Annotated in this window: 24 protein-coding genes; 12 read left to right on the plus strand and 12 right to left on the minus strand. The window is 71.9% G+C overall.

Going from position 1 to position 22,984, the window contains the following annotated elements:
* Positions 1 to 37 precede the first annotated feature (37 nt).
* Entirely contained in the window at positions 38 to 2,179 is a 2,142-nt protein-coding gene (locus BLV05_RS20395; protein ID WP_052762537.1) for a Xaa-Pro dipeptidyl-peptidase, read from the plus strand.
* A 68-nt stretch (positions 2,180 to 2,247) separates the two neighbouring features.
* Here BLV05_RS20395 and BLV05_RS20400 read toward each other — a convergent pair whose 3' ends face one another.
* Positions 2,248 to 3,921, minus strand: a complete 1,674-nt coding sequence (locus tag BLV05_RS20400; protein WP_046769257.1) for a purple acid phosphatase family protein — start codon at positions 3,919 to 3,921, stop codon at positions 2,248 to 2,250.
* 251 nt (positions 3,922 to 4,172) lie between these two features.
* On the opposite strand from BLV05_RS20400, the gene BLV05_RS20405 reads away from it, so the two are divergent.
* A complete protein-coding gene (locus BLV05_RS20405; RefSeq protein ID WP_046769258.1) occupies positions 4,173 to 4,640 on the plus strand; it encodes a hypothetical protein in 468 nt (155 codons plus the stop codon).
* Between the two features lie 8 nt (positions 4,641 to 4,648).
* Here BLV05_RS20405 and BLV05_RS20410 read toward each other — a convergent pair whose 3' ends face one another.
* Positions 4,649 to 5,317 (minus strand): DUF305 domain-containing protein, encoded by a 669-nt coding sequence (locus tag BLV05_RS20410; protein WP_046769259.1) that lies wholly within the window; start codon positions 5,315 to 5,317, stop codon positions 4,649 to 4,651.
* Positions 5,318 to 5,477: 160 nt separating this feature from the next.
* Here BLV05_RS20410 and BLV05_RS20415 point away from each other — a divergent pair, with 160 nt between their 5' ends.
* Genes BLV05_RS20415 through BLV05_RS20440 form a run of 6 tightly spaced genes read left to right on the plus strand, consistent with a single transcriptional unit; the run spans position 5,478 to position 11,878 of the window.
* Positions 5,478 to 7,220, plus strand: a complete 1,743-nt coding sequence (locus BLV05_RS20415) for a methyl-accepting chemotaxis domain-containing protein (RefSeq protein ID WP_046769260.1) — start codon at positions 5,478 to 5,480, stop codon at positions 7,218 to 7,220.
* A 48-nt stretch (positions 7,221 to 7,268) separates the two neighbouring features.
* A complete protein-coding gene (locus tag BLV05_RS20420; RefSeq protein ID WP_046769261.1) occupies positions 7,269 to 8,327 on the plus strand; it encodes a DNA polymerase IV in 1,059 nt (352 codons plus the stop codon).
* Between the two features lie 33 nt (positions 8,328 to 8,360).
* Complete coding sequence (locus BLV05_RS20425; RefSeq protein WP_046769262.1) at positions 8,361 to 9,521, plus strand: epoxide hydrolase family protein; 1,161 nt, start codon at positions 8,361 to 8,363, stop codon at positions 9,519 to 9,521.
* A 7-nt stretch (positions 9,522 to 9,528) separates the two neighbouring features.
* Positions 9,529 to 10,386, plus strand: a complete 858-nt coding sequence (ku, locus tag BLV05_RS20430) for a non-homologous end joining protein Ku (RefSeq protein WP_046769263.1) — start codon at positions 9,529 to 9,531, stop codon at positions 10,384 to 10,386.
* A gap of 35 nt (positions 10,387 to 10,421) precedes the next feature.
* The gene (locus BLV05_RS20435; RefSeq protein ID WP_046769308.1) at positions 10,422 to 11,072 is read left to right on the plus strand and encodes a dihydrofolate reductase family protein; all 651 of its coding nucleotides are present in this window, start codon (positions 10,422 to 10,424) and stop codon (positions 11,070 to 11,072) included.
* 26 nt (positions 11,073 to 11,098) lie between these two features.
* Positions 11,099 to 11,878 (plus strand): pentapeptide repeat-containing protein, encoded by a 780-nt coding sequence (locus BLV05_RS20440; RefSeq protein WP_082155286.1) that lies wholly within the window; start codon positions 11,099 to 11,101, stop codon positions 11,876 to 11,878.
* A gap of 32 nt (positions 11,879 to 11,910) precedes the next feature.
* Here the strand turns inward: BLV05_RS20440 and BLV05_RS20445 are convergent, their stop codons facing one another.
* From BLV05_RS20445 to BLV05_RS20460, 4 genes are all read right to left on the minus strand, one after another.
* Positions 11,911 to 13,107 carry an RNA polymerase sigma factor gene (locus tag BLV05_RS20445; protein WP_046769265.1) on the minus strand — a complete coding sequence of 399 codons (1,197 nt, stop codon included), beginning with the start codon at positions 13,105 to 13,107 and terminating at the stop codon, positions 11,911 to 11,913.
* 47 nt (positions 13,108 to 13,154) lie between these two features.
* Positions 13,155 to 13,511: a YciI family protein gene (locus tag BLV05_RS20450; protein WP_046769266.1), complete on the minus strand. Its 357-nt coding sequence runs from the start codon at positions 13,509 to 13,511 to the stop codon at positions 13,155 to 13,157.
* Positions 13,511 to 14,248, minus strand: a complete 738-nt coding sequence (locus tag BLV05_RS20455; RefSeq protein ID WP_046769267.1) for an SRPBCC domain-containing protein — start codon at positions 14,246 to 14,248, stop codon at positions 13,511 to 13,513. The genes BLV05_RS20450 and BLV05_RS20455 overlap by 1 nt, the downstream gene beginning before the upstream one ends.
* 83 nt (positions 14,249 to 14,331) lie before the next feature.
* Positions 14,332 to 14,892 carry a helix-turn-helix domain-containing protein gene (locus tag BLV05_RS20460; RefSeq protein ID WP_046769268.1) on the minus strand — a complete coding sequence of 187 codons (561 nt, stop codon included), beginning with the start codon at positions 14,890 to 14,892 and terminating at the stop codon, positions 14,332 to 14,334.
* Positions 14,893 to 14,962: 70 nt separating this feature from the next.
* Between BLV05_RS20460 and BLV05_RS20465 the strand changes: the two genes are divergently transcribed.
* Positions 14,963 to 15,652: an AzlC family ABC transporter permease gene (locus tag BLV05_RS20465; RefSeq protein WP_046769309.1), complete on the plus strand. Its 690-nt coding sequence runs from the start codon at positions 14,963 to 14,965 to the stop codon at positions 15,650 to 15,652.
* 2 nt (positions 15,653 to 15,654) lie between these two features.
* Positions 15,655 to 15,975, plus strand: a complete 321-nt coding sequence (locus BLV05_RS20470) for an AzlD domain-containing protein (RefSeq protein ID WP_046769310.1) — start codon at positions 15,655 to 15,657, stop codon at positions 15,973 to 15,975.
* On the opposite strand, the gene BLV05_RS20475 is transcribed toward BLV05_RS20470, so the two are convergent.
* Genes BLV05_RS20475 through BLV05_RS20485 form a run of 3 tightly spaced genes read right to left on the minus strand, consistent with a single transcriptional unit; the run spans position 15,952 to position 17,744 of the window.
* Positions 15,952 to 16,512 carry a TrmH family RNA methyltransferase gene (locus BLV05_RS20475; RefSeq protein ID WP_046769269.1) on the minus strand — a complete coding sequence of 187 codons (561 nt, stop codon included), beginning with the start codon at positions 16,510 to 16,512 and terminating at the stop codon, positions 15,952 to 15,954. The two genes, BLV05_RS20470 and BLV05_RS20475, sit on opposite strands and share 24 nt — an antisense overlap.
* Before the next feature lie 8 nt (positions 16,513 to 16,520).
* A complete protein-coding gene (locus BLV05_RS20480) occupies positions 16,521 to 17,141 on the minus strand; it encodes a class I SAM-dependent methyltransferase (protein ID WP_046769270.1) in 621 nt (206 codons plus the stop codon).
* Positions 17,142 to 17,156: 15 nt separating this feature from the next.
* Positions 17,157 to 17,744 (minus strand): pyridoxine/pyridoxamine 5'-phosphate oxidase, encoded by a 588-nt coding sequence (locus BLV05_RS20485; protein WP_052762541.1) that lies wholly within the window; start codon positions 17,742 to 17,744, stop codon positions 17,157 to 17,159.
* A 110-nt stretch (positions 17,745 to 17,854) separates the two neighbouring features.
* On the opposite strand from BLV05_RS20485, the gene BLV05_RS20490 reads away from it, so the two are divergent.
* A complete protein-coding gene (locus BLV05_RS20490; protein ID WP_046769272.1) occupies positions 17,855 to 18,496 on the plus strand; it encodes a LysE family transporter in 642 nt (213 codons plus the stop codon).
* A gap of 10 nt (positions 18,497 to 18,506) precedes the next feature.
* The gene (locus tag BLV05_RS20495) at positions 18,507 to 19,031 is read left to right on the plus strand and encodes a GNAT family N-acetyltransferase (protein ID WP_046769273.1); all 525 of its coding nucleotides are present in this window, start codon (positions 18,507 to 18,509) and stop codon (positions 19,029 to 19,031) included.
* Between the two features lies 1 nt (position 19,032).
* On the opposite strand, the gene BLV05_RS20505 is transcribed toward BLV05_RS20495, so the two are convergent.
* The 3 genes from BLV05_RS20505 to BLV05_RS20515 form a co-directional block, all read right to left on the minus strand.
* Positions 19,033 to 20,514, minus strand: a complete 1,482-nt coding sequence (locus BLV05_RS20505) for a cation:proton antiporter domain-containing protein (protein WP_046769274.1) — start codon at positions 20,512 to 20,514, stop codon at positions 19,033 to 19,035.
* A gap of 65 nt (positions 20,515 to 20,579) precedes the next feature.
* Positions 20,580 to 20,807 carry a hypothetical protein gene (locus tag BLV05_RS20510; protein WP_046769275.1) on the minus strand — a complete coding sequence of 76 codons (228 nt, stop codon included), beginning with the start codon at positions 20,805 to 20,807 and terminating at the stop codon, positions 20,580 to 20,582.
* Between the two features lie 39 nt (positions 20,808 to 20,846).
* The gene (locus BLV05_RS20515; RefSeq protein WP_046769276.1) at positions 20,847 to 22,331 is read right to left on the minus strand and encodes a methionine--tRNA ligase; all 1,485 of its coding nucleotides are present in this window, start codon (positions 22,329 to 22,331) and stop codon (positions 20,847 to 20,849) included.
* Positions 22,332 to 22,984 lie beyond the last annotated feature (653 nt).

A 22,984-nucleotide genomic window follows, 5' to 3' on the forward strand; every position in this document is an offset into this window, starting at 1 on the left:
GCGTCCGAGCATCCCGCCTTCAAAGGAAGGACCGCTCATGGCCCTGCGCGGACACCGGACCAGAGCCGGCGCGGCACTCGCCGCCGCCGGCATCTGTACCGCCGCCCTGCTCACCGCCCACGGCGCAGCGACCGCCGCCCCAGCGCCCGCACCGGCGCCCGCGCCCGCGGAGCCCGCGTTCGTCGACGGGCTCGCGCAGCCGGTCTTCACCGGACCGTTCATCCGGCACGAGCTGTGGGTCGAGACCGAGTTCGACACCGACGGCGACGGCGAGCTGGACCGCATGCACGTCGACGTCACGCGCCCGGCCGAGACTGACGGCGCCGGCCTGGACGTGCCGGTCGTCTACGAGTCCAGCCCGTACTACTCCGGCACGGCGAGCACCGACCGGCGGTTCTTCTGGAATGTCAACGTCGAGCTGGGCGCCCAGCCGCCGTTGCGCACGTCGCCGGACAACCTGCCCGAGGCAGCGCGGGCGCCGGGCGGCACCAGCCCGGTCATCTCGTCGAGCATGATCAACACCTGGGTGCCGCGCGGGTTCGCCGTCGTCCACTCCGAGTCGCCCGGCAGCGGCCTGTCCGAGGGCTGCCCGACCGTCGGCGGGCCGAACGAGTCGCTGGCGCCGAAGGCGGTCGTCGACTGGCTCAACGGCCGCGCCCGCGGCTTCACCAGCGCCGACGGCGGCGAGGAGGTGACGGCGTATTGGTCGACCGGCCGCGTCGGCATGACGGGGACGTCGTACAACGGGACGCTCCCGCTGGCCGCCGCGACCACCGGCGTCGAGGGCCTCGAGGTGATCATCCCGGTCGCGCCGAACACGTCGTACTACCACTACTACCGGTCCAACGGCCTGGTGCGCAGCCCGGGCGGCTGGCTCGGCGAGGACGTCGACTACCTGTTCGACTACATCAACAGCGGCGACCTGGAGACGCGGCAGTACTGCCGCGACACCGTCCGCGACGTCATGCAGGCCGAGCACGACCGCGTCACCGGCGACTACAACGACTTCTGGGCCGGCCGCGACTACCTGAACCAGCTCGACGACGTGCACGCGGCGGTGCTGATGGCGCACGCGTTCAACGACTGGAACGTCGTGCCCGAGCACAGCGTCCGCATCTCCGAGGCGCTCGAGGAGAAGGGCCTCACCGTCCACGAGTACTTTCACCAGGGCGGACACGGCGGCAACCCGCCCACCGACATGATGAACCGCTGGTTCTCGCAGTACCTCTACGGCCAGGACAACGGCATCGAGGACGACACGAACACCGCGTTCGTCCTGCGCAACGAGCTCGGCGGCAGCACGCTGACCCCGTACGCCGACTACCCGAACCCGGCGGCCGCGACGGCGACGTTGAACCTGCAGGCCGGCGGCGCGGACGCGGGTGGCCTCACGTCGCTGGCGCTGGCCGACGACGCCACCGAGACGCTGGTCGACGCCGGCGCGAACGCCTGCAACGCGGGCCTGCTGGCGACGACGCCGTCGGCGAACCGGCTGCTGTACTCGACGCCGACGCTGACGGAGAACGTCCACCTGTCCGGTGTGACGGAGGTGACGGTGCGCCTGGCGGCCTCGAAGGCGCGGGCGAACCTGTCCGTCGCGCTGGTGCGGCTGCCGTGGACCGGCGACTCCGCCTGCGCGTCGACCACGCAGCGGCCGACGACCAGCGTCATCACCCGCGGCTGGGCCGACCCGCTGAACCGCGACTCCCTGACGGAGGAGCAGCCGCTCACGCCGGGCCGGTTCGTCGACGTGACGGTGCCGCTGCAGCCGGACGACCAGGTGATCCCGGCCGGTTCGCGGATCGGGCTGATGATCTGGTCGACGGACGCGGAGTTCACGCTGCGCCCGCAGCCGGGCACCGAGCTGTCCGTCGACCTCGCCGGCACGACGGTCGCGCTGCCGGTCGTCGGCGGGCCGCTGGCGCTGCCGATCTGCGCCGCCGAGGACACCCGCGCCACCGTCGTCATCGACGGCGTCGACACCGGCGTCCCGAACATCGGCCTGGCCGGCACCTGCACCGTCAACGACCACGTTCTCGACGAGGAGGACTGGCCGAACCACGGCGCGTTCGTCCGGCACACGACCCAGCTGGCCGACCAGCTGGTCGCCGCCGGGCTGATCGGCGGCCGGGACCGTGGCGTGCTGGTCCGCGCGGCCGCGCAGTCCGACGTCGGCTAGGAGGAGCACACAACGCACGCGGCGGGCCGTCCCTCATCGGGGCGGCCCGCCTCTGTGCGCGGTGGAGGTCAGCGGTTGACCGTGATCTCCGGACTGGTGATCTGCTGGTTCACGCTCTCGAGGTACACGAGCTGCGTGCTCAGCGGGCGTGCGGAGCTGGGCAGGCGCACCGGCAGCTCCAGGATGCGGCCGAGCTCGTCCGCCGTCGCCTCGCCGACCAGGACGTCCTGGCCGCGCTCGACGTTGCGGACGTAGACGTTGACCGTCTCGCCCGGGTCGTAGCCCCAGGCCGAGGCCTTGACCGTGCCGCGGAAGTCGACGGCGGTGATGTCGACCGCGACCTGCTCGCCGACGGTGTTCTCCGGCGTGCGGATCTCCTGGACGGTGCGCTCACCCGCGTCGTTCTTGCGGATGACGACGCCGTCGTGGTGCTCGCCGTTGGCGTAGCGGGCCTCGTAGGTGATGCTGTCGGCCGTGACGTCGATCATCTGGTAGAGCTGCATGTCCTGGCCGATGGACATCTGGTCGGCGCCGTTGTTCACCCAGTTCGAGTCGACGGCGTCGTACATCTTGCCGCCCGACACCGACGTCGCGTAGACGGTGCTGTCGTGGACGGTGACCGACTTGCGCGAGGCGGTGGTGCTGCCGCGGCCGTAGGTGTGGTCGTGGCCCTGCAGGACCAGGTCCACGCCGTACTCCTCGAACAGCGGACCCCACTGCGCGCGGACGATCGGGTTGTTGCGGCCGGACGCGACCGAGTAGACCGGGTGGTGGAAGGTGACGACGGTCCACTTGTTCGGGTTCGAAGCGAGCTGCTCCTCCAGCCACGCGGTCTGCGCGGCCATGATCGGGGCGAGGCTCTGGACGTTGCTGTTCAGGCCGATGAAGCGGACGCCCTGGTAGTCCACCGAGTAGATGGTGTTGCGCAGGGCGGCGTTGGTGGCGTCGTCGCCGAAGTCCGGGCCGTTCGTGGGGAACGGGAACTGCGGCTGCCAGAACGTCGACAGCTGACCACCGCTGTACTCGTGGTTACCGGTGATCGAGACGTTGTTGATCTGGCTGTTGATGAAGCCGTCGGCCGCGTGCCACTGGCCCCACTGCTCCTCGCTGTTCGCCGAGTCGATGAGGTCACCGGCGTTGACGATGACCTTCGCCTCCGGGCGGTCGGCGAAGGCCTGGCGGAACACGCGCGGCCCGGCGGTGTCGATGTAGTTCTGCATGTCCCCGTAGTAGATGAACGAGAACGGCTCGAACCCCTCGGCGGCCGTGGTGAAGTCGATCCACTCGCTCCAGTTGACGCCGTCGCCGACCCGGTAGGTGTAGCGGGTGTTCGGCGCCAGGCCGGTGAACTCCACCTGGTGGTAGACCGAGGCGTAGCCGAGCGTGGTGTTGACCGGGTTGGTCGAGCTGGCCATCACCGTCTGCAGGGTCTCGGACGGCGCGACCTGGCCGAGCGCGACCGGCGCCTCGACGATCTGGGCCTGCGCGTACTCGCCGCCGACCTCGGACCGCCACGACACCTTCTGCGACGTCGCCGGGGACGCCGTCGGGACCAGGATGATGCGGTCCGGCACCGCCGACGGCTCGTAGATCTCGGCCGGCGGGACCTTCACCGGCGGCTCGCTGTCGGCACCGACTGCGGCCGGTACCGCGATCAAGCCGCCACCGAGCAGCACGGCGCCGACGGCGGCACCGGCCGCACGCCGGGAGCCGAACGGCCCGCGCTTCCTCACATCACTCACGTTGAGTCTCCTCCCAGGACACTCGTGGACGCTGCCGGCAGATCGCGCGGCAGTATCCGATTCATCGCAGACCAGGAGGAAAGGGCGAGAACGGGCAGATCACGGCACGTTGTCCCGGCGATGAACACCTGAAAACGATTCTCTTGTTGCGACCGGGTCGCATTGCACGACGGCCAATGGCCACGTCCGGGCGGCCGCGCGGGCACCCGGACGTCAGGCGGCGTTCATCCGGGGATGCCTACGATCCGGCCGTGCCCGACCCGTCCGCCGCCCGCCGTCTGGCCGTCGCCGCGCTGCTCGTGCTCGGCCTGTCCGCCTGCGGCGGCGGTGAGACCCACAAGGACGACGCGTTCATCGACGCCGGCGTGACGGGGCTGCTGGACATCGAGCTGACGGAGTGCTTCTCCGACCCCGAGTACTCCGACTTCGCCGGCGAGGACGTCGTCGTCTACACCCCGTGCGTCGACGGCGCGGACAACCAGTCGTACATGTTCGTCCAGGCCCCCGAGGGCTCGTGGGACCGCGAGGCCGTCGCCGAGCTGGGCTGGGACGAGTGCGGCCAGGGGTTCGAGCAGCAGTGGCCCGGCCGGGACGGCCTGGACTACTACCCGATCCTGCCCACCGCCGAGACCTGGGCCGACGGCGACCGCGCGATCATGTGCGCGGTGTACGACCCGGAAGGCCGGCTGGAGGACTCGGTGCTGCCGCTCGCCGAGTAGCCGGTCGCTCAGGAGCCCGGGGATGCGGCGATCTCTGCCAGCAGGCTCTTCATCCGGGCGATCTCGATGCCCTGGTCGGAGTCGATGTGCTGGGCGAGCTGGAACAGCGCCGATTCCTGGCCGCCTTCACCGGCGGTGAGCAGCTCGCCGACCATGACCAATGCGCCCTCGTGGTGACGGATCATGTACAGGAGGAACAGCTCGTCGAAGTCCCGGCCGGTCGCGGCCGCCAGCCTGGCCAGGTCGTCGTCGGTGAGCATGCCGGGCATCACCTGGCCGTCCTCGCCGTGCTCATGGTGCTCGCCGGACGCGTCGGGGACGTCCTCGCCCCGGGTTTCCAGCCACTCCTCCAGCAGGGCGATCTCGTCGCGCTGGGAGACGTCCATGCGCTCGGCCATCAGGGGGAGGTCGTCGCTACCGGCGCGTTCGACGACGAGGTCGGTCATGACCAGCGCCTGCGCGTGATGCTGGATCATGCCCTGCACGAAGGCGACGTCCGCATCGGTGTACTGGGGCTGGTCCAGCCCGGTGAGCTCGTCGTCGGTGAGTGGTGTGCCCGTCTCGCCCGGCGGGCCGAGCTGGACGACCGGAGGCCGGTCCGCCTCGTCGTCGGACGTACACCCCGCGACGGCGCCGACCGCCAGCACGGCGATGAGCGTTCGGCGAGCGATCAACATCAGCGGTGATCTCCCCAAATGTCCGAAATGGGAGAATAGTACGTCTGAACAGGTTAGCCCGGATCGGTACCTCGGAGGTGGAGAGCCCGTGGCAATGAAGCCAGTAGGTTCCACGCGGAAACCGCGCACCAGGCGCCGCGGCGTCACGGTCCTCGGGGCCATGCTCCTGCTCGGCGGCCTGCTCCCCGCGGCGGCCTCCGCGCAGGACGACGACCCTAGGGTCGGCCTCACGCCGGGGTATTTCCCCTGGTCAGAAGCCAGCAGCAATCTCGACCTGCTCGACAACGACCCGCGGGTGGCGCCGTTCGACGCCCCGCCGGGCAACTTCGGGTTCGTCAACTCCGACCTGGCATTCACCGGCGACAACGCGATCGTCGGCGGCTTCAACGGCTTCCAGATCTACGACATCTCCGACCGGACCGACCCGGTCCTTCGCAGCTCGTTCGTCTGCCCGGGCGGGCAGGGTGACCCTTCGGTGTTCGGAGACCTGCTCTTCTTCTCGGTCGAGGAGACGCGTGGGCGCATCGACTGCGGCTCGCAGGGCGCACCCGGCGCGGTGAACCCGGAGCGGTTCCGCGGCGTGCGCATCTTCGACATCAGTGACCTCGACCACCCGATCCAGCTGCCCGGCGTGCAGCTGTGCCGCGGCTCGCACACCCACACACTGGTCACCGACCCGGACGACCCGGACAACATCTACGTCTACAACTCCGGCACCGCAGGGGTGCGGTCGCCGCTGGAGCTGGCGGGGTGCGAGAACGCTGCTCTCACTCAGGACCCGGTGACCAGCGGGAACCCGACGCAATGGCGCATCGACGTCATCAAGGTCCCGCTGGACGCTCCCGAGGACGCCGAGGTCGTCAGCCAGCCGCGGATCTTCACCGACCCCGGCACGGGCGCCTTCAACGGCCTGCAGAACACCCTTTCCGGCGCGCTGCACCCGTCCGGTACGGCCTACTCACCGCTGCCCAACACCAACACCTGCCATGACGTCACCGCGTTCCCGGAGATCGGCCTGCTCGCCGGCGCCTGCCAGGGCAACGGCCTCCTGCTGGACATCTCCGACCCGGTGAACCCGGTGCGCATGGACGCGGTCTCCGACCCGAACTTCTCCTACTGGCACTCGGCCCAGTTCAGCAACGACGGCACCAAGGTCATGTTCACCGACGAATGGGGTGGCGGCACCTCAGCCCGCTGCCGCGTGACCGACCTGCCGGAGTGGGGTGCCGACGCACTGTTCGACATCGTCGACGGGGAGATGGAGTTCGCGAGCTATTACAAGATGCCCGCGGTGCAGACGTCGCAGGAGAACTGCGTGGCGCACAACTCGTCGGTCATCCCGGTGCCCAACCGCGACATCTACGTCCAGGCCTGGTACCAGGGCGGCGTCTCGGTCGTCGACTTCACCGACACCGCGAACCCGGTCGAGATCGCGTTCTTCGACCGTGGCCCGATCAACTCCCCGAACCCTGCTGGGCTCAATCTCGGTGGCTTGTGGTCGGCCTACTGGTACAACGGCTTCATCTACGGCACCGAGATCGCCCGTGGCTTCGACACGTACGAGCTGCTGGCGAGCGAGCTCCTGACGGCGAACGAGATCGAGGCGGCCTCCGAGGTACAGCTGGACCAGTTCAACTCCCAGCTGATGTCCGAGCTGGTCGCGGCGCCGAGCTTCGCCGTGGTGCTGGCCAACCTCGACCAGGTGGTCCGGGCCGCTGACATCGACGCCAACACCGCCGCCAGGGTCCGGCAGGCTGTCGACCAGGCCGAGAAGCAGGCCGACAAGGGAAACAACAGGTCGGCGGTGGCTCAGCTGAACCACGCCGTCAGGCAGGTCGACGACTCCGCCGGCCAGGCCACACTCGAGCAAGCGCTGCTGGAGCTGATCGACACGCTCAGCTGAGTCACCGAGCCCGTCGACCTACGAGGCGACCACCGCGAAGATGGAGGCATGACGGCCTGGGTGCTGCATGTCGACCTGGATCAGTTCCTGGCGGCGGTCGAGGTGCTGCGCCGTCCGGAGCTGGCCGGACGGCCGGTGATCGTCGGCGGGCGAGGTGATCCGGCCGAACGGGCCGTCGTGTCGACCGCGTCGTACGAGGCGCGCGAGTTCGGCGTCCGGTCGGGGATGCCGCTGAAGACGGCCGCGCGCCGGTGCCCGGACGCGGTGTTCCTGCCCGTCGACTTCCCCGTCTACGAGGCGGCGTCGGCACAGGTCATGGACACGCTGCGGTCCTTCCCGGGAACGGTGGTCGAGCTGCTGGGCTGGGACGAGGCGTTCGTCGGCGTCGACGTCGACGACCCCGAGGCGACGGCGCGCGCCGTACAGGCCGCGGTGCTCGAGGTGACCGGGCTGCACTGCTCGATCGGCATCGGCGACACCAAGGTGCGCGCCAAGATCGCCACCGGCTTCGGCAAGCCGCGCGGCGTGTACCGGCTGACCCGGCACAGGTGGATGGAGGTGATGGGCGACCGCCCGACGACGGCGTTGTGGGGTGTCGGCAACCGGATCGCCGCCCGGCTGGCGGACCTGGGCATCGGGACCGTTCGTGAACTGGCTGAGGCCCCCGAGGCGCCGCTCGCCGAGGAGTTCGGGCCCACGATCGGCCCGCACATCGGGCGGCTTGGCCGCGGCGTCAGCAGCGCGATCGTCGACGACACCCCATGGGTTCCGCGCGCACACGGCCGCGAGACGACCTACCAGCGCGACCTCACCACGCCCGAGGAGATCGCGGCGGCCCTGCGTGCGCTGGCCGACCAGGTCGTCGAGGACATCGGCAAGGACGGCCGCGCCTGCTCAAGGGTGGCGCTGAAGGTGCGGTTCGCCCCGTTCTTCACCTACAACCGCATCCGCAAGCTGCCTGAGCCGACGTTCGATCCCGCGGTGATCACGCGGACCGCGCTGGACCTCCTGGAGGCTCTCGACGACGCACGGCCGATCCGGCTGCTCGGTGTCCGAGCCGAGATGGTCCCGCCCCAGGGCGGTTACCAGGACGTCCGGCGCGCGTGACCGTTGTCGGACCCGGCTCGTAAAGTGAGCCGCATGAGCGACGACCAGCCCCGTCCCGAGCCGTTCGCCCCGCAGGCCACGCCCGCGGAGCTCGACGACCTGCGCGCCCGGCTGCGGGCCACCCGCTGGGTCGACGCGCCCGAGGACGCCGGCTGGTCGCTCGGCACCGACGTCGGCTACCTGCGCGAGCTGGTCGGCTACTGGGCCGACGGGTTCGACTGGCCGGCGCAGGAGGCGGCGCTGGCCCGGCTGCCGCGGTTCCGGGTGCCGATCGACGGGCTGGGCATCCACTACGTGCACGCCCGTGCGGTCGCGCCGTCCGGGCCGGTGCTGCCGCTGGTGCTGACGCACGGCTGGCCCGACTCCTTCTGGCGCTACACGAAGGTCATCTCGCTGCTCACCGACCCGGGCGCGCACGGCGCCGACCCGGCCGACGCGTTCGACGTGGTCGTGCCCGACCTCCCGGGGTACGGGTACTCCGACCGCCCGGGACGCGCGCTCGACTCCGTCGCCGTCGCCGGGTTGTGGGCGAAGCTGATGACGGCGGCCGGGTACGAGCGCTTCGGTGCCGCCGGCGGCGACCTCGGCAGCCATGTGAGCCGCTACCTGGCGCTCGACCACCCCGACCGCGTCGTCGCCGTGCACCGCACCGACGCCGGCCTGCCGATCTTCACCGGCGACCCGGCCGAGCTGGCGCCGGAGGAGCGCGAGTGGATGCAGCACGTCGCGGCCTGGGGCGCGACGGAGGGCGCGTACGCCGCCATGCAGCGCACGAAGCCGCAGACCGCGTCCGCCGGGCTGACCGACTCGCCGGCCGGCCTGGCCGCCTGGATCGTAGAGAAGCTGTCCTCCTGGAGCGACAGCGACGGCGACGTGGAGCAGCGGTTCAGCAAGGACGAGATCCTCACCAACGTGACGATCTACTGGCTCACCGCGACCATCGGCTCCGCGATGCGCATGTACCAGGCCAACTCCGCCATCCCGGTGGCGCAGCTGACCCGCCGGGTCGAGGTGCCGTCGGGCTTCTCCATCTTCCGGGGCGACGTCGTGCGGCCGCCGCGGGCCTGGCTCGAGCGCACCGCCAACGTCGTCCGCGTCACCGAGCCCGAGCGCGGCGGCCACTTCGCGGCGTTCGAGGAGCCTGAGCTGTACGCGCAGGAACTGCGCGACTTCTTCCGCCCGTTCCGGGTATAGCCGAGGCATGGCACGGTCGATCTGGAGCGGGTTCCTGAGCCTCGGGCTGGTCTCGATCCCGGTGCGGCTCTACTCCGCCACGCAGGAGCACGAGGTGGACTTCCACCAGTTCGAGCGGGGCACGGCGGACCGGATCCGGTACAAGCGGGTCAACGAGCGCACCGGCGACGAGGTCGAGTACGACGACGTCGTCAAGGGCCATGACGTCGGCGGCGGCGAGTACGTCATCGTCGAGCGGGACGAGCTGGACGAGGTCGCGCCGGGCCGGTCCCGGTCGCTGGACATCGAGCAGTTCGTCGAGCTGGCCGAGATCGACCCCATCCACTTCCAGAAGAGCTACTACCTGGGCCCCAGCGACGACGACACCGCCTCCTCGTACGCGCTGCTGCGCACGGCGCTGGAGAAGACCGGCCGCGCGGCCGTCGCGACGTTCGTCATGCGCGGCAAGGAGTACCTGGCCTGCGTCCGCGCGTCCGGGCCGGTCCTGGTGCTGGAGACGATGTTCTTCGCCGATGAGATCCGCGACCCGGTGAAGGAGCTCGGCGACCTGCCCAAGGCGGCGTCACGCGGCAAGCAGCTGACGATGGCCGTCGACCTCGTCGAGGCGATGACCGAGCCGTGGAAGCCGCAGCGCTACCACGACACCTACACCGAACGGGTCGAGGAGCTGGTCGAGGCCAAGCGCGACGGCAAGGAGGTCGTGGCCGAGAGCCCGCCCGCCGCCACCGGCGCGACCGACCTGCTCACCGCGCTGCAGGACAGCGTCGCGGCGGCGAAGAAGACGCGCGGGAAGACGGCGGCGAAGAAGAAGACGGCGAAGAAGACCGCGAAGAAGACGGCCGCCAAGAAGAAGTCGGCGGCATGATGTAGAAGTCCCGCACCCGACACCGACCTATGGACATGACGACCACACAGAAGCTCCGCGTCCACATGTACTCCGTGTCCGTCGACGGCTACGGAGCCGGACCGGACCAGAGCCTCGAGAACCCTCTCGGCATCGGCGGCGAAGACCTGCACGACTGGGCCATCGCCACCCCGACCTTCGACGCCGCCGACCCCACCGCGGCCGCACCGGTCGGCGTCGACGACGAGTACGTCCAGCGCAACTGGCGCAACATCGGCGGCACGATCATGGGCCGCAACATGTTCGGCCCGGTCCGCGGGTCGTGGCCGGACGAGAGCTGGACCGGCTGGTGGGGCCCGAACCCGCCGTACCACCACGACGTGTTCGTGCTGACCCACCACGCGCGCCCGTCCGTCCGTATGGAGGGCGGCACGACGTTCCACTTCGTCACCGACGGCATCGAGGCGGCCCGCGACCAGGCGTTCGCCGCGGCCGGCGGCCGGGACGTCCTCGTCGCCGGTGGCGCGGCGACGATCCGGCAGTACCTGCGGGCCGGGCTGATCGACGAGCTGGAGATCGCCATCTCGCCGGTGCTGCTCGGCGGCGGCGAGCGGCTGTTCGACGACGGTGTGGGCGTGCCGGGCTACCGGTGCACCGGGTTCACCGCCGGTGAGAAGGCCGTGCATGTGGGGTTCGTGCCGGCCTGACGCCGCCGCGCTCGTATGCTTCGGAGGTGCTCGAACTGCGCGCGGACTGCGCTCGCTGCGCGGGGCTGTGCTGCGTGGTGCCGGCGCTGACGCGCTCGGCCGACTTCGCCATCGACAAGCCGGCGGGGGAGCCGTGCCCGAACCTGCGCGACGACTTCCGCTGCGGCATCCACGCCACCCTGCGCGATCGCGGCTTCCCGGGCTGCACCGTGTACGACTGCTTCGGCGCAGGTCAGCAGGTCGTCCAGGTGACGTTCGGCGGGGCGGTGCCGATGCGGGCGGAGCTCACCGCCGCGTTCGAGGTGCTGCGGCCGCTGCACGAGGTCCTCTGGCACGTCGACGCGGCGCGCGGGTTCGCGGCGGCGGCGAAGGTGCGGCCGGCGCTGGACGCGCTGTTCGTGCGGCTGTCCGGTCTCGCGGGGGCGCCCGCGGCGGAGCTGGCGGCGATCGACGTCGGGGCGGCGCGGGCCGACGCGGACGTCCTGCTGCGCGAGGCGTCGCGGCTGGCCCGCGCCGGCACCCCGGCCCGCGACCTGCGCGGCGCCGACCTCATGGGCAAGAACCTGCGCGGCGCCGACCTCACCGGCGCCGACCTGCGCAGCGCCTACCTCATCGGCGCCGACCTGCGCGGCGCGACGCTGGACCGCGCCGACGTCATCGGGGCCGACTTCCGGGCGGCCGACCTGCGTGGCACGGACCTCTCGGGCGCGCTGTTCCTCACCCAGCCGCAGGCCACCGCCGCCGTGGGCGACGCCGCGACCCGGCTGCCCGCCGGCCTGGATCGTCCGCCGCACTGGACGGGCTGACGGCCGCACACCCCGGCTCGGCCTGGGTGCGGTCAGGGCGGCAGCGTACGGCTCAGGCGGTCCTGCAGGAACTCCTGTTCGGCGGCGTTGTCGCTCAGTGCCAGCGCCGCCCGGTAGGCCGCGGCCGCCTCGGCGTGCCGGCCGAGGCGCGAGAGCAGGTCGGCCTTGGTGGCGGGCAGGTAGCGGTAGCCGTCCAGCCGGCCGTCGCGCTCCAGCGCCTCGACCTCGGCCAGCGCGGCGGCCGGGCCGTCGACCATCGAGACGGCGACGGCGCGGTTGAGCGCCACCACCGGGGACGGCCAGCGGCGGAGCAGTTCGTCGTACAGGGTGAGGATCTGCGGCCAGTCGGTCTCGGCGTAGCCGGGCGCCTGGGCGTGCAACGCGGCGATCGCGGCCTGCAGCGTGAACCGTCCGGGCGGCCCGGCCCGCAGCGCACCCACCACCAGCTGGTCCGCCTCGGCGATCAGCGAGCGGTCCCACGCCGACCGGTCCTGCTCCTCCAGCCGCAGCAGCCGCCCGCCGGCGTCGGTGCGGGTGGCGCGGCGGGCCTGGTGGACGAGCAGCAGCGCCAGCAGCCCGGCGGTCTCCGGCTCGGACGGCAGCAGCGGGCGCAGCATGCGGGCGAGGTCGAGGGCGCGGCCGGTGAGCTCGTCGCGGACGAGGTTCTCACCGGAGTGGGCCGTGTGCCCGGTGGCGTAGAGCAGATGCACGACCATCAGCACGGCATCGACGCGGGCGGGCAGGTCGGCCGCGACGGGCACCGCGTACGGGATGCGCGCGGCGGCGATCTTCTTCTTCGCCCGGGTGATGCGGGCGGCCATCGTCGGCTCGGTGACGAGGAAGGCGTGCGCGATGTCGGGGGTGCTGACGCCGCAGACCAGGCGCAGCGTCAGCGCGACCTGCGCCTCCTGCGACAGCGCGGGGTGGCAGCAGGTGAAGATCAGCCGCAGCCGGTCGTCCGGGATCGGCGCGGCGTCGTCCAGCGCCACGGCCTCGACACCGGCGGAGTCGTCGACGTCCATCAGCAGCAGCGGCAGCTTCGCCTGCAACGTCCGCTGCCGCCGCAGGTTGTTGAGCGCGGTCCGCCGGGCGACCGTCGTCAGCCAGGCGCCGGGCTTCGCCGGGACGCCGTCGCGGCCCCACCGGGTCAGCGCCTGGACGTACGCGTCCTGAACGGCCTCCTCGGCGGCGTCGAGGTCGCGCGTGACGCGCACCGTCGCGGCGAGCACGAAGGCCCACTCGCGACGGTGCGCGTCGGCGACAGCGGTCTCGACGGTCAGGACGTCAGCCCGGAGAGGTCGAGCCCGAGCAGCGGTCGCACCTCGACGCCGCCGCTGACGATCGGCGTCATCTTGGCCAGCTCGATCGCGTGGTCGAGGTCGCGCGCCTCGATGACGAAGACGCCGGCCAGCGCCTCCTTGGTCTCGATGAACGGGCCGTCGGTGACGAGGTCGCCGCGGATCGACGTGGCGGTCGCGCTGGGTTCCAGCGCGATGCCGCCCAGCTCCTTGCCGCCCTTCTCGGTGATGCGGCCGGGCAGCGCGCCGTGCGCCTCGAGGATCTCCGGCGGCAGGTCCGGCGCCTGGCCGCCCTCCGCCTCGCGCTCGAAGATGAGGATCGCGTACTGAGCCATCAGGACTCCTCGGTGGTGTCGGTGGGGTAGAGGTCATCGAGCCAGGCCTGCCACGCGCGGCCGGCGGCCACGCCGTCGGCGGCGGGGGCGAACAGGTGGTGCGCGACGCCGACCGGCCAGCCCCAGGCGTCGCGGCCGTAGAAACGGTACAGCGCGTCCTCGGTGCGGACGCCGAGGAACTCCGGTGCCACGTAGTCGACGACGCCGTCGATCGCGGGCAGGCCCGACGGGGTGAGCCGGACGCTGTCGCCGGCCACGACGTCGTCGGCGATGCCGAGGGCGCGGCGGAGCGTGGTGAAGCCGTTCTTCGCCGACGACGGCGGCGCGTCGGCGGCGAGGTAGGCGGCCTCGCGGCCGGCGAAGTGCGCCACGTATTCGGCGAGCGAGTGGTAGTAGAACTTCGTGTGCTCGCGGCCGCCGGACACCTCGGCGTCGTCGTCCGCCACGCCGCGGTGCCGGTAGGCGACGTGTGTCGTGGCGCCGCCGTCGGCCGGCGTCAGGACGACGTCGAGCGCGTTGACGCCGCCGCGGTCCGGGCTCTCGGTGGCGAAATGCCGGGGCGGGTCCCAGGCTGTGACCGTTCCCTCCTCGCCCATGCCGGCAGCGCTACCGCCGACCCCGGGCTCGTACTGGACGGGCCAGAGCCACCCGCCGGCGTGGACGGTGATGGCGTCCCAGACCTGCTCGGGCGTGCCGGGCAGGTCGCCGTCCCACGTGAACTGGAACTGCTGAGTCATCGTTGTCGCCTCCTTCGTTGTCGGCTCGTACATACCCTCGTCACGCGGGCGACGGGCGAATCGACAACTCCCGAGAAGAATTCTCAGACGTGTTCGGAGACGAGCACCGCGACGGTGCCGGGCTCGAGCGCGCGGAACACGTGCGGGAGGTCGCCGGGGTAGGCGACGTAGTCGCCGGGCGCCAGCTCGACCGGGTCGTCGGTGAGCCCGACCAGCGCCCGGCCGCTGCTCAGCACGACGTGCTCGACGACGCCGGGCATGTGCGGGTCGGACGCGCGCGGCTCGCCGGGCTGCGCGGCGATGAGGTAGATGTCGCGACGGGCGTTGGGCGGGCTGGCGGACAGGACCGTGGCGACGTAGTCGGCCCGCTCGGACGCGACGGCCGGACCCTCGCCCCGGCGGATCACCTGCACGCGCGGCCGGGCCGGCTCGAACAGCTGGGCGAACGGCACGTCCAGCGTGACGCTCAGCGCCCAAAGGGTCTCGACGCTGGGATTGCCGGCGCCTGACTCCAGCTGCGACAGCGTCGACTTGGCGATGCCGGCGCGGCGGGCCACCTCGGCCAGCGACAGGCCGGTACGGCGCCGCTCGCGCTGCAGGGACGCGGCGACGACGGCGAGCGGGGCGCCGGGTGGCTGGCTCATCGGATCGTTCGCTCCATCGGTCGGTCGTTCGCCTTGACGAGCGTGGCTGTCATCGTTCAGTGTAGTGGTCATGCGTTCGATCTACCGAACACTACGCGCCGATCGGGCGCTCGCGCGGGACATCGCGCTCGTGTGTGTCGCCGACGCGGTGGTCGGCCTGTCGTTCGGCGCCATCGCGGTCGGCGAGGGGCTGCCGGTCTGGCTGCCGATGCTGCTGTCGGTCGTGGTGTTCGCGGGGGCGGCGCAGTTCATGTTCGTCGGGCTGGTCGCGTCGGGCGGCAACCCGGTGGCCGCGGTGCTGGCCGGGCTGCCGGTGAACCTGCGCCACGTCGTGTTCGGCTTCACCGTCGGCGACGTCGTCGGGCGCGGCTGGCAGCGGCTGGCCGGCAGCCACGTCATGGTCGACGAGTCGGTCGCGTTCGCGCTGGCCCAGCCCGCGGGGGAGCGGCGCCGCGCGGCCTACTGGGGCTGCGGCGTGGCGCTGTTCGTCTGCTGGAACGTCGGCGTGCTGGCCGGCGCGTCGATCGGGACGGTGGTCGGCGACCCGGGCGCGCTCGGGCTGGACGCCGCGTTCCCGGCCGTGCTGCTGGCGCTGGTGCTGCCGGCGCTGCGGGACCGGACGACGGCGTTGGCGGCCGGCGCCGGGGTGGCGGTCGCGCTGGCCACGGCGCCGTTCCTGCAGGCCGGGCTGCCGGTACTGCTGGCGCTGGCCGGCGTCGTGGTCGCGCTGGCCCGTCCGAGAGTGGAGGTCCCCGCATGACGATGTCGACGACGGCGCTGGTCGCGGCCGTGCTGGTGCTCGGCGTGGGGACGTTCGCGTTCCGCTACGCCGGCCCGGCGCTGCGCGACCGGATGACGCTGCCGCCGCGGGTGGAACAGCTGCTGGGGGTGTCGACGGTCGTGCTGCTGGCCGCGCTGGTCGCGACCGCCACGATGCTCGACGGCGGCGAGTTCGACAGCGCCGCACGGCCGGCCGGAGTCGTCGTCGGCGCGGTGCTGGCCTGGCGGCGGGCGCCGTTCGTCGTCGTGGTGCTGGCCGCTGCCGGGACGGCCGCCGTGCTACGCCTGCTCGGCGTCCCCTGAGCCGGGGGCGCCGGCGTCGGCCCACGCCTGCCGCCGCACCTCGTAGCAGGCGACGGCGGCCGCGGCGGCGACGTTGAGCGAGCCGACCCGGCCGGTCTGGGGCACGTAGCCGACCGCGTCGCACAGCGAGAGGCAGGTCGCCGACAGCCCGCGGTCCTCGTTGCCCAGGACGACGCAGACGTCGCGGCGCAGGTCCAGCGCGGCCAGCGGCTCGGCCTCGTCGGCCAGCTCCAGCCCGACCACCAGGTAGCCGTCGGCACGCGCTGTCTGGACCGCCGTCGTGACGTCCTCGTGGGTGCTCCACGACAGGTAGCGGCCGGTGCCCAGCGCGGTCTTCTGCACCTTGGGCGAGCTCGGCTCGGCAGTGCGGCCGACGACGTACAGCTCGCTGACGCTGAGCGCGGCCGCCGTCCGCATGATCGACCCCACGTTGAACGGCGACTGCACGTCCTCCAGCAGCAGCGAGAGCCGGAAGGAGTCCTTCCGCCGCCACGACCGGTGCAGTCGCTTCAGTTCCGTTCCGCCGAGCTGTCGCACGCTACTCGCTACTCCGATCGCCTGGGTTGGACCTCGAGCACCCGGTAGCCGACGCGGGAGAGCAGCCGTGCGGTCGGGAAGCCGGCCTCGTCGAGCCACCTGGCCAGCGAGTCGGCGCCGAGGTTGCGCTGCACGACCAGGTACGCCGCGCCGCCCGGCAGCAGCAGCGGCAGCCACTGCAGCAGCAGCTCGTGCAGCGCGGCCTTGCCGACCCGGATCGGCGGGTTCGAGTACACGGCGGCGAAGCGCACGTCGGCCGGCACGTCGCCGGGCAGCGCCGCCCGCACGCCGCCGAGCCCGGCCGCGGCGGCGTTGTCGCGCACCAGCTCCAGCGCCCGCTCGTTGACGTCGACCGCCCAGACACGGCGGCGCTTGAGCCGGTGCGCCATCGCCAGCGCGATCGGTCCGTAGCCGCAGCCGAGGTCGAGCAGGTCGCCGCGGACCGCCGGCAGCGGCGCGTTCTCCAGCAGCACCCGGGTGCCGGGGTCGAGCTGGCGATGCGAGAACACCCCGGTGTCGGTCAGCAGCCGCAGCCGCAGCCGCAGGTCCGGCAGCTCGACCTCGATCGTCCGCCTCGAGCTGGCCACGCCGGGCGTGCTCGCGTAGTAGTGCTCGGGCGGGTCAGGCATGGCTCACAGGGTAGGTCACGGCAGGACGTACTGACGCGTCCACTCGCCGCCCGAGCGGTCGAAGCGGACCCGGGTGGCGACGCCGGCGCCGTCGGGCATCCACCAGGCCTCGACGCGGTCCGGGCGAAGCGCGAACGTCGTCCACGACGGCGGCGGCGCGGCCGGGTCGCGGTCGCGATGGCGGTCGAAGAGCGCTCGCACCTCGTCCGGGTCGACCACCGCCTGCCCGCCCAGCTCGTCGTACACCCAGGCCAGCGCCCGCAGGTTCGGCGACCGCTCCGCGTATGCCGCACGGGCCTCGTCCGGCGGCAGCTCGACGGCGGCGCCGTGCAGCGTGACCTGCCGCAGCAGCGCCGGCCAGTAGAAGACGCCGGCGGCCCGCGGGTTGGCGGCGAGGTCGGCGGTCTTCACCGACGGCCGCGACGTGGTGAACCGCACGGACGTGTCGTCGACGCCGGTCGCGAGCACGGTCCGCGCGTGCGGGGTGCCGTCGGCCGACGCCGTCGCCAGCGTGAAGGCCCGGGCGTCGGCGTCCGCCAGCCAGCGCGCGAGCAGGTCCAGCGGCCCGGAAACCCCGTTGAGGACGGCGTCGTCGTTTGCCATCATCCCTCCATGATCTCGACTCCCGGTTCCCGCCCGCTGCCCGCCTCCGCCCGCCCGGCGAAGACGCAGCAGCAGACGCGCCCGGGCTGGAGGCCGACCACCTCAGCGCCATGACCGCGGCGATCGTCGCGGGGCTGCTGGCCGGGTACGGCATCGCGATCCCGGTCGGCGCCGTCGGCGCCTATCTGGTGGCCCTGACGGCGCGCACCTCGCTGACGGTGGGCGCGGGCGCGGCCCTGGGCGTCGCGGCCGTCGACGGCGGCTACGCCATCGCAGCGGTGCTCGGCGGGGCCGCGCTGGCCAGCGCCATCGAGCCGTACGCCGAGCCGCTGCGCTGGGCGTCCGCCGCCGTCCTGGTGGTCATGGCCGCCGTCGGGGCGATCGCGGGCTACCGCCGGCACCGCGCCGGGCCCGACGCCGCCGGCCCGGACGACGGCCGCGCCGACCGCGTCACACCGGCCTCGGCGTTCGTCCGGTTCGCCGGCATCACCGTGATCAACCCGATGACCGTCGTCTACTTCGCCGCCCTGGTCATCGGCAGTGGTGGCGGGCTGGGCGGCGGCGCCGAGGCGGTCGCGTTCGTCGTCGCCGCGTTCGCCGCGTCGGCCAGCTGGCAACTGCTGCTGGCCGGCGGGGGAGCGCTGCTCGGCCGGTACGTCACCGGCCCGCGCGGCCGGCTGGTGACGGCGCTCGTCTCCAGCGCCGTCATCCTGGTGCTGGCCGTTCGCATGATCGTCACCGGCGGCGGGTAACGTCGCGTCGGTGAGAGACGCCGGGCACACGACGCTCGTCACGGACCGGCTGCTGCTGCGACGGCCGCAGCCCGACGACGTCGAGATCATCTACGACATCTACCGCGACCCCCGCGCCAGCGAGTACAACCCGTCCAACCTGTTGCGCGACCGCTACGGCGCGGAGAGCCTGTACGACAGCTGGGACTCGCACTGGCGCACCGAGGGGTTCGGCTACTGGACGGTGCTGCGGCACGAGTCCGACCGGCCGGTCGGGTTCTGCGGGCTCAAGTACATGTGGTTCCACAACGACCAGGTGACGAATCTGTTCTACGGCTTCGACCCCACCTGGTGGGGGCGCGGGCTGGCTGCCGAGGCCGCCCGCGCCGCCGTCGATTGGGCGGCGAAGCACCTGCCGGGCGTCGCCGTCGTCGCCCGGATCCGGCCGGACAACACCGCCTCGCAGCGGGTCGCCGTCCGGGCCGGGCTGAACCGGGCCGAGCACCTCGACGGGCTCGGCTTCGACGGCCTCGAGTGGGTCTACGTCACCCCGTGACTCAGCCGGTGCGCGACCGGCCGAGCGGCTCGCGCACCAGGATCTCGTCGACGTAGCAGTACTGCCAGTCCGCGCCCGGCTGCAGCGACTGGATGATCGGGTGGTGCTCGTCCTCGTAGTGCGCCCGCGAGTGCCGGGCGGGGGAGTCGTCGCAGCAGGCCACCAGCCCGCACTTCATGCACAGCCGCAGCTGCACCCAGGTGCCGCCGTCGTCGATGCACTGCTGGCACACGGTGATGTCGGTCTCGGTGACCTCCATCTGGTCCTGGTGCATGCAGGCTGTGCTCATGGTCTCGGACTGGACGAACCGCCAGCGCGACCGCAGCAGCCGGTCGGACACGAACCGGGCGAAGTGCTTGGACTGCGACGCCAGCAGCGGCGCCGCGATGGCCAGCACCAGCACGTACAGCGCGACGAACGGCCCGATGCGCTCGTCCAGGCCGGCCGCGATGGCCAGCGTCGCCAGGATCAGCGAGAACTCGCCGCGGCCCAGCACCGTCAGCCCGATGTTCGTGGCCGCCCGCTGGTTGAACCCGAACAGGCGGGCGGTGACGATGCCGGCGGTCATGTTCGTGACCAGCGTGACGCAGACGGCGATGACGACCGGTACCGCGACGCCGCCGAGGTCGCCGATGTCGATGGTCAGGCCGAACGAGATGAAGAAGACCGCCGCGAACACGTCGCGCAGCGGCAGCACCAGCTGCTCGACCCGTTCCTTCAGCGTCGTCCGCGACACCACCAGGCCGATCATCAGCGCGCCGATCGCCTCGGACACACCGACCTCGAGCGCGACGCCGGCCACCAGCACGACCAGCCCGACCATGAGGATGGCCAGCAGCTCGTCCTCGCGGGTGTCCAGGAGCAGCGCGATGGCCCGCGCGCCCCACCGGGCCAGCGCGAACAGCGCGACCAGGAAGCCGAAACTGACCAGCAGGTCGACGATGAAGTCGGCGGTCGAGCCTGAGTCGTTGAGCACCGGCGCCAGCAGCGCCAGGTAGAACGCGAGGAACATGTCCTCGATGACGATGATGCCGAGGATGATCGGGGTCTCGGCGTTCGTCAGCCGGCGCAGCTCGATCAGCAGCTTCGTCGCGATGGCCGACGACGAGATGCCCAGCGCACCGGCGATGACCAGCGCCTCCGACGTCCCCCAGCCCAGCGCGAAACCGAGCGCCAGGCCGGCGCTGACGTTCAGCCCGATGTAGACGCCGGCCGCGATGAACAGCCGCTTCCCGCTGCCCAGCACCTGCTCGGCGGGGAACTCCACGCCCAGGTGGAACAGCAGCAGCACCAGGCCCAGCGACGCCAGCAGCGCGAGGTCCTCGGGGTGCTCGACGAACACCGGGCCGGGCGTGCCCGGGCCGAACACGATGCCGATGAGCATGTAGCAGGGCACGGTCGGGAAGCCGTACCGGCGGCCGAGCCGGGCCGCCAGCCCGGCGAGCAGGACGATCGCGCCCAGGCCGATGAGGTCTGCGTGCACTGATTCCCCTTACGTCGCGGATCGCACTGCCGCCCGGACCTTCGCGGTCGGCGACCGGCGGAGGCCTAGCCCTCGAAGAACGTTCCGGTCAGCACGGCGCCGAGTTTCAGCGCCTGCTCGCGGGTCAGCTCGAGGACGGCGGTCGGCTCGTCGCCCTTGGTGGTGAAGACGTAGAGGTCGCGGATGTCGCCGTGCCGCACGACGACGGAGATCCGCTGCGTCGGGCTGCCCAGGTCGATGTCGTACCGCTTCCCGATGCCCGGCAGCTCCTGCATGTGCACGCCCTGGCCCATGGTGTGTTGTCCTCTCTCCGCGGCGAACAGTGTCAGAGTCTAGGGTCGAGCGAGGCGCAGGAACGAGGGCTCGGGGCGCTCGACCCGTTCACCCTCAGCGAGTTGGGCTCGCAGCCGGGCCGCGCCGCCGGGCACGAACGGTGCCAGCTCGGCGGCCACCACCCGGCACGCGTACACCAACGCGCCGATGACGGCGCCGGCGTCGGCGCGCCCGCGGCGGTCGCGTTCCCAGGGCCGCTCCGCCTCGACGGTGCGGTTCCCGAGGTCGGCGACGGCGATAAGCGCGGCCGTCGCGGCCCGCAGGTCGAACCCGTCCAGCGCCCGGTCGACGGCGGCCGGCAGAGCGTCGGCGGCAGTGACCAGCTCGCCGCCCGGGTCCGGCGCGGCGACGGCGCCGCCGTGCAGCCGGTGCGCCAGCGTGAGCGTCCGCTGCACGAGGTTGCCCAGCCCGTTGGCCAGCTCGAGGTCGTGCCGGGCGACCAGCCGCTGTTCGGTGAAGTCGGTGTCGCCGGTGCGTGGCACCTCGCGGACGAACCACCAGCGCAGCGCGTCGGTGCCGTACCGGTGGGCGATGGCGGCCGGATCGGCGGTGCCGCCGCGGCTCTTGGAGATCTTGGCGCCGTCGACGGTGAGGTAGTCGTGCACGAGGATCGCCGTCGGCAGCGGCAGCCCGGCCGCGAGCAGCTGGGCCAGCCAGTACACGGCGTGGAACCGCACGATCCCCTTGCCGATGACGTGCACGCGGTCGGCCGACCCCGCCCACCAGTCGCGCAGCGCCGCGTCGTCGTCGCCGCCGTAGCCGAGCGACGTCACGTAGTTCGCCACCGCGTCCCACCACACGTAGACGACCTGGGACGGATCGCCGGGCACCGGGATGCCCCAGCCGCCGGCCCGCTCGGCCGGACGGGACACGCTGATGTCGCGCAGGCCGGCGCGGACGAACGCGAGCACTTCGGCGCGCTTGGCGGCCGGCTCGATGCGCACGGCGCCGGACTCGAGGACGCGCAGCAACTCGTCCTGGTACCGGGACAGCCGGAAGAACCAGTTCTCCTCGCTGACCTTCTCAGGCGCGACGCCGTGCTCCGGGCAGACGCCGCCGGTCAGCTCGGCGTCGGTGTAGAACTGCTCGCAGCCGGCGCAGTACAGCCCGGTGTAGCGGCGCCGGTAGAAGTCGCCGTTCGCGGCACAGCGCTCCCAGAGCTGGCTGACGCCCGGCAGGTGCCGCGGGTCGGCACTGGTCCGGATGACGTCGTCCACCGACAGCGCCAGGGACTGGCCTAGCGCGACGAACCTGGCGGCGTTGGCGTCGACGAACTCCCTGGTGGGCACGCCCGCGGCGCGAGCGGCGACGACGTTCTTCAGCGCGTTGTCGTCGGTGCCGGTGAGGAACCGGACCGGACATCCGCGCAGCCGCCGGTGCCGAGCCAGGACGTCGGCCTGGACCAGCTCGAGCGCGTGCCCGAGGTGCAGCGCGCCGTTGACGTACGGAATGGACGTGGTGACGTAGTAGCGGCCGGTGGTCATGATGAGCTCCCTTCGCCCTTGCGTCGGCGGGGGAGTGCACACACCGAGAAGCCCCCGCTGAGCAGGGGCTTCGCTGGTCGGGTGGTGACTTGTGTCAGCGCACGCCGAGAGACCCCTGGACGGGGCGCATCATCGGCTGGGTGCACTGGGTCATGCCGTCGAGCATACCCGTGACCTGCGCCGGGCCGCCTCGACAGGTTGTGACAACCAGGTGATGTCGCGTGTCAAGACAGGTATGTCCGCCTTTGAACGACATTCTGTATGTCGAGAATGCTTATTGGGACGACACGCGGGAAATATTTCTTCATTTCTCCTTGCGCAACTACTTTCTCTGCTTAGACTCACAGTCAAGAACACGGGGTCGTCCGGACAAGAGCTTGACTCCGCGGTTCGCCAACCGAAGATCTTTTTCTTTCCGAAGGAGTCACGATCATGGACGCACTCTCCGGCCTCCTCGACACCATCGTCGCGCTGGTCAACCAGCTTCTGGGGACCGTGACCGGCCTGCTCGGCTGACAACCGGCACGTAAGCCCTTCTCCATCTGGTGGGCGCTTGGCGGCTCCCCACCAACCCGTCCGCGTATGCTTCTGGGATTTCCCAGGCATACGCGGACGGGCTTTTTTTTGTGGATAATTCAGCCCAGTCGGATGTC

Origin of the sequence: Jiangella alkaliphila (genome assembly GCF_900105925.1) — a bacterium.
Lineage (GTDB): Bacteria > Actinomycetota > Actinomycetes > Jiangellales > Jiangellaceae > Jiangella > Jiangella alkaliphila.

Excerpts from the sequence above, each read along its gene's own strand:
- BLV05_RS20455 (WP_046769267.1), bottom strand. The coding sequence starts at position 14,248 with ATGACTCAGCAGTTCCAGTTCACGTGGGACGGCGACCTGCCCGGCACG.
- BLV05_RS20470 (WP_046769310.1), top strand. The coding sequence starts at position 15,655 with ATGTCGACGACGGCGCTGGTCGCGGCCGTGCTGGTGCTCGGCGTGGGG.
- BLV05_RS20450 (WP_046769266.1), bottom strand. The coding sequence starts at position 13,511 with ATGGCTCAGTACGCGATCCTCATCTTCGAGCGCGAGGCGGAGGGCGGC.
- BLV05_RS20410 (WP_046769259.1), bottom strand. The coding sequence starts at position 5,317 with ATGTTGATCGCTCGCCGAACGCTCATCGCCGTGCTGGCGGTCGGCGCC.
- BLV05_RS20425 (WP_046769262.1), top strand. The coding sequence starts at position 8,361 with ATGAGCGACGACCAGCCCCGTCCCGAGCCGTTCGCCCCGCAGGCCACG.
- BLV05_RS20435 (WP_046769308.1), top strand. The coding sequence starts at position 10,422 with ATGACGACCACACAGAAGCTCCGCGTCCACATGTACTCCGTGTCCGTC.
- BLV05_RS20480 (WP_046769270.1), bottom strand. The coding sequence starts at position 17,141 with ATGCCTGACCCGCCCGAGCACTACTACGCGAGCACGCCCGGCGTGGCC.
- BLV05_RS20490 (WP_046769272.1), top strand. The coding sequence starts at position 17,855 with ATGACCGCGGCGATCGTCGCGGGGCTGCTGGCCGGGTACGGCATCGCG.
- BLV05_RS20460 (WP_046769268.1), bottom strand. The coding sequence starts at position 14,892 with ATGAGCCAGCCACCCGGCGCCCCGCTCGCCGTCGTCGCCGCGTCCCTG.
- BLV05_RS20465 (WP_046769309.1), top strand. The coding sequence starts at position 14,963 with ATGCGTTCGATCTACCGAACACTACGCGCCGATCGGGCGCTCGCGCGG.
- BLV05_RS20415 (WP_046769260.1), top strand. The coding sequence starts at position 5,478 with ATGCTCCTGCTCGGCGGCCTGCTCCCCGCGGCGGCCTCCGCGCAGGAC.
- ku (WP_046769263.1), top strand. The coding sequence starts at position 9,529 with ATGGCACGGTCGATCTGGAGCGGGTTCCTGAGCCTCGGGCTGGTCTCG.
- BLV05_RS20510 (WP_046769275.1), bottom strand. The coding sequence starts at position 20,807 with ATGGGCCAGGGCGTGCACATGCAGGAGCTGCCGGGCATCGGGAAGCGG.
- BLV05_RS20395 (WP_052762537.1), top strand. The coding sequence starts at position 38 with ATGGCCCTGCGCGGACACCGGACCAGAGCCGGCGCGGCACTCGCCGCC.
- BLV05_RS20420 (WP_046769261.1), top strand. The coding sequence starts at position 7,269 with ATGACGGCCTGGGTGCTGCATGTCGACCTGGATCAGTTCCTGGCGGCG.
- BLV05_RS20485 (WP_052762541.1), bottom strand. The coding sequence starts at position 17,744 with ATGGCAAACGACGACGCCGTCCTCAACGGGGTTTCCGGGCCGCTGGAC.
- BLV05_RS20515 (WP_046769276.1), bottom strand. The coding sequence starts at position 22,331 with ATGACCACCGGCCGCTACTACGTCACCACGTCCATTCCGTACGTCAAC.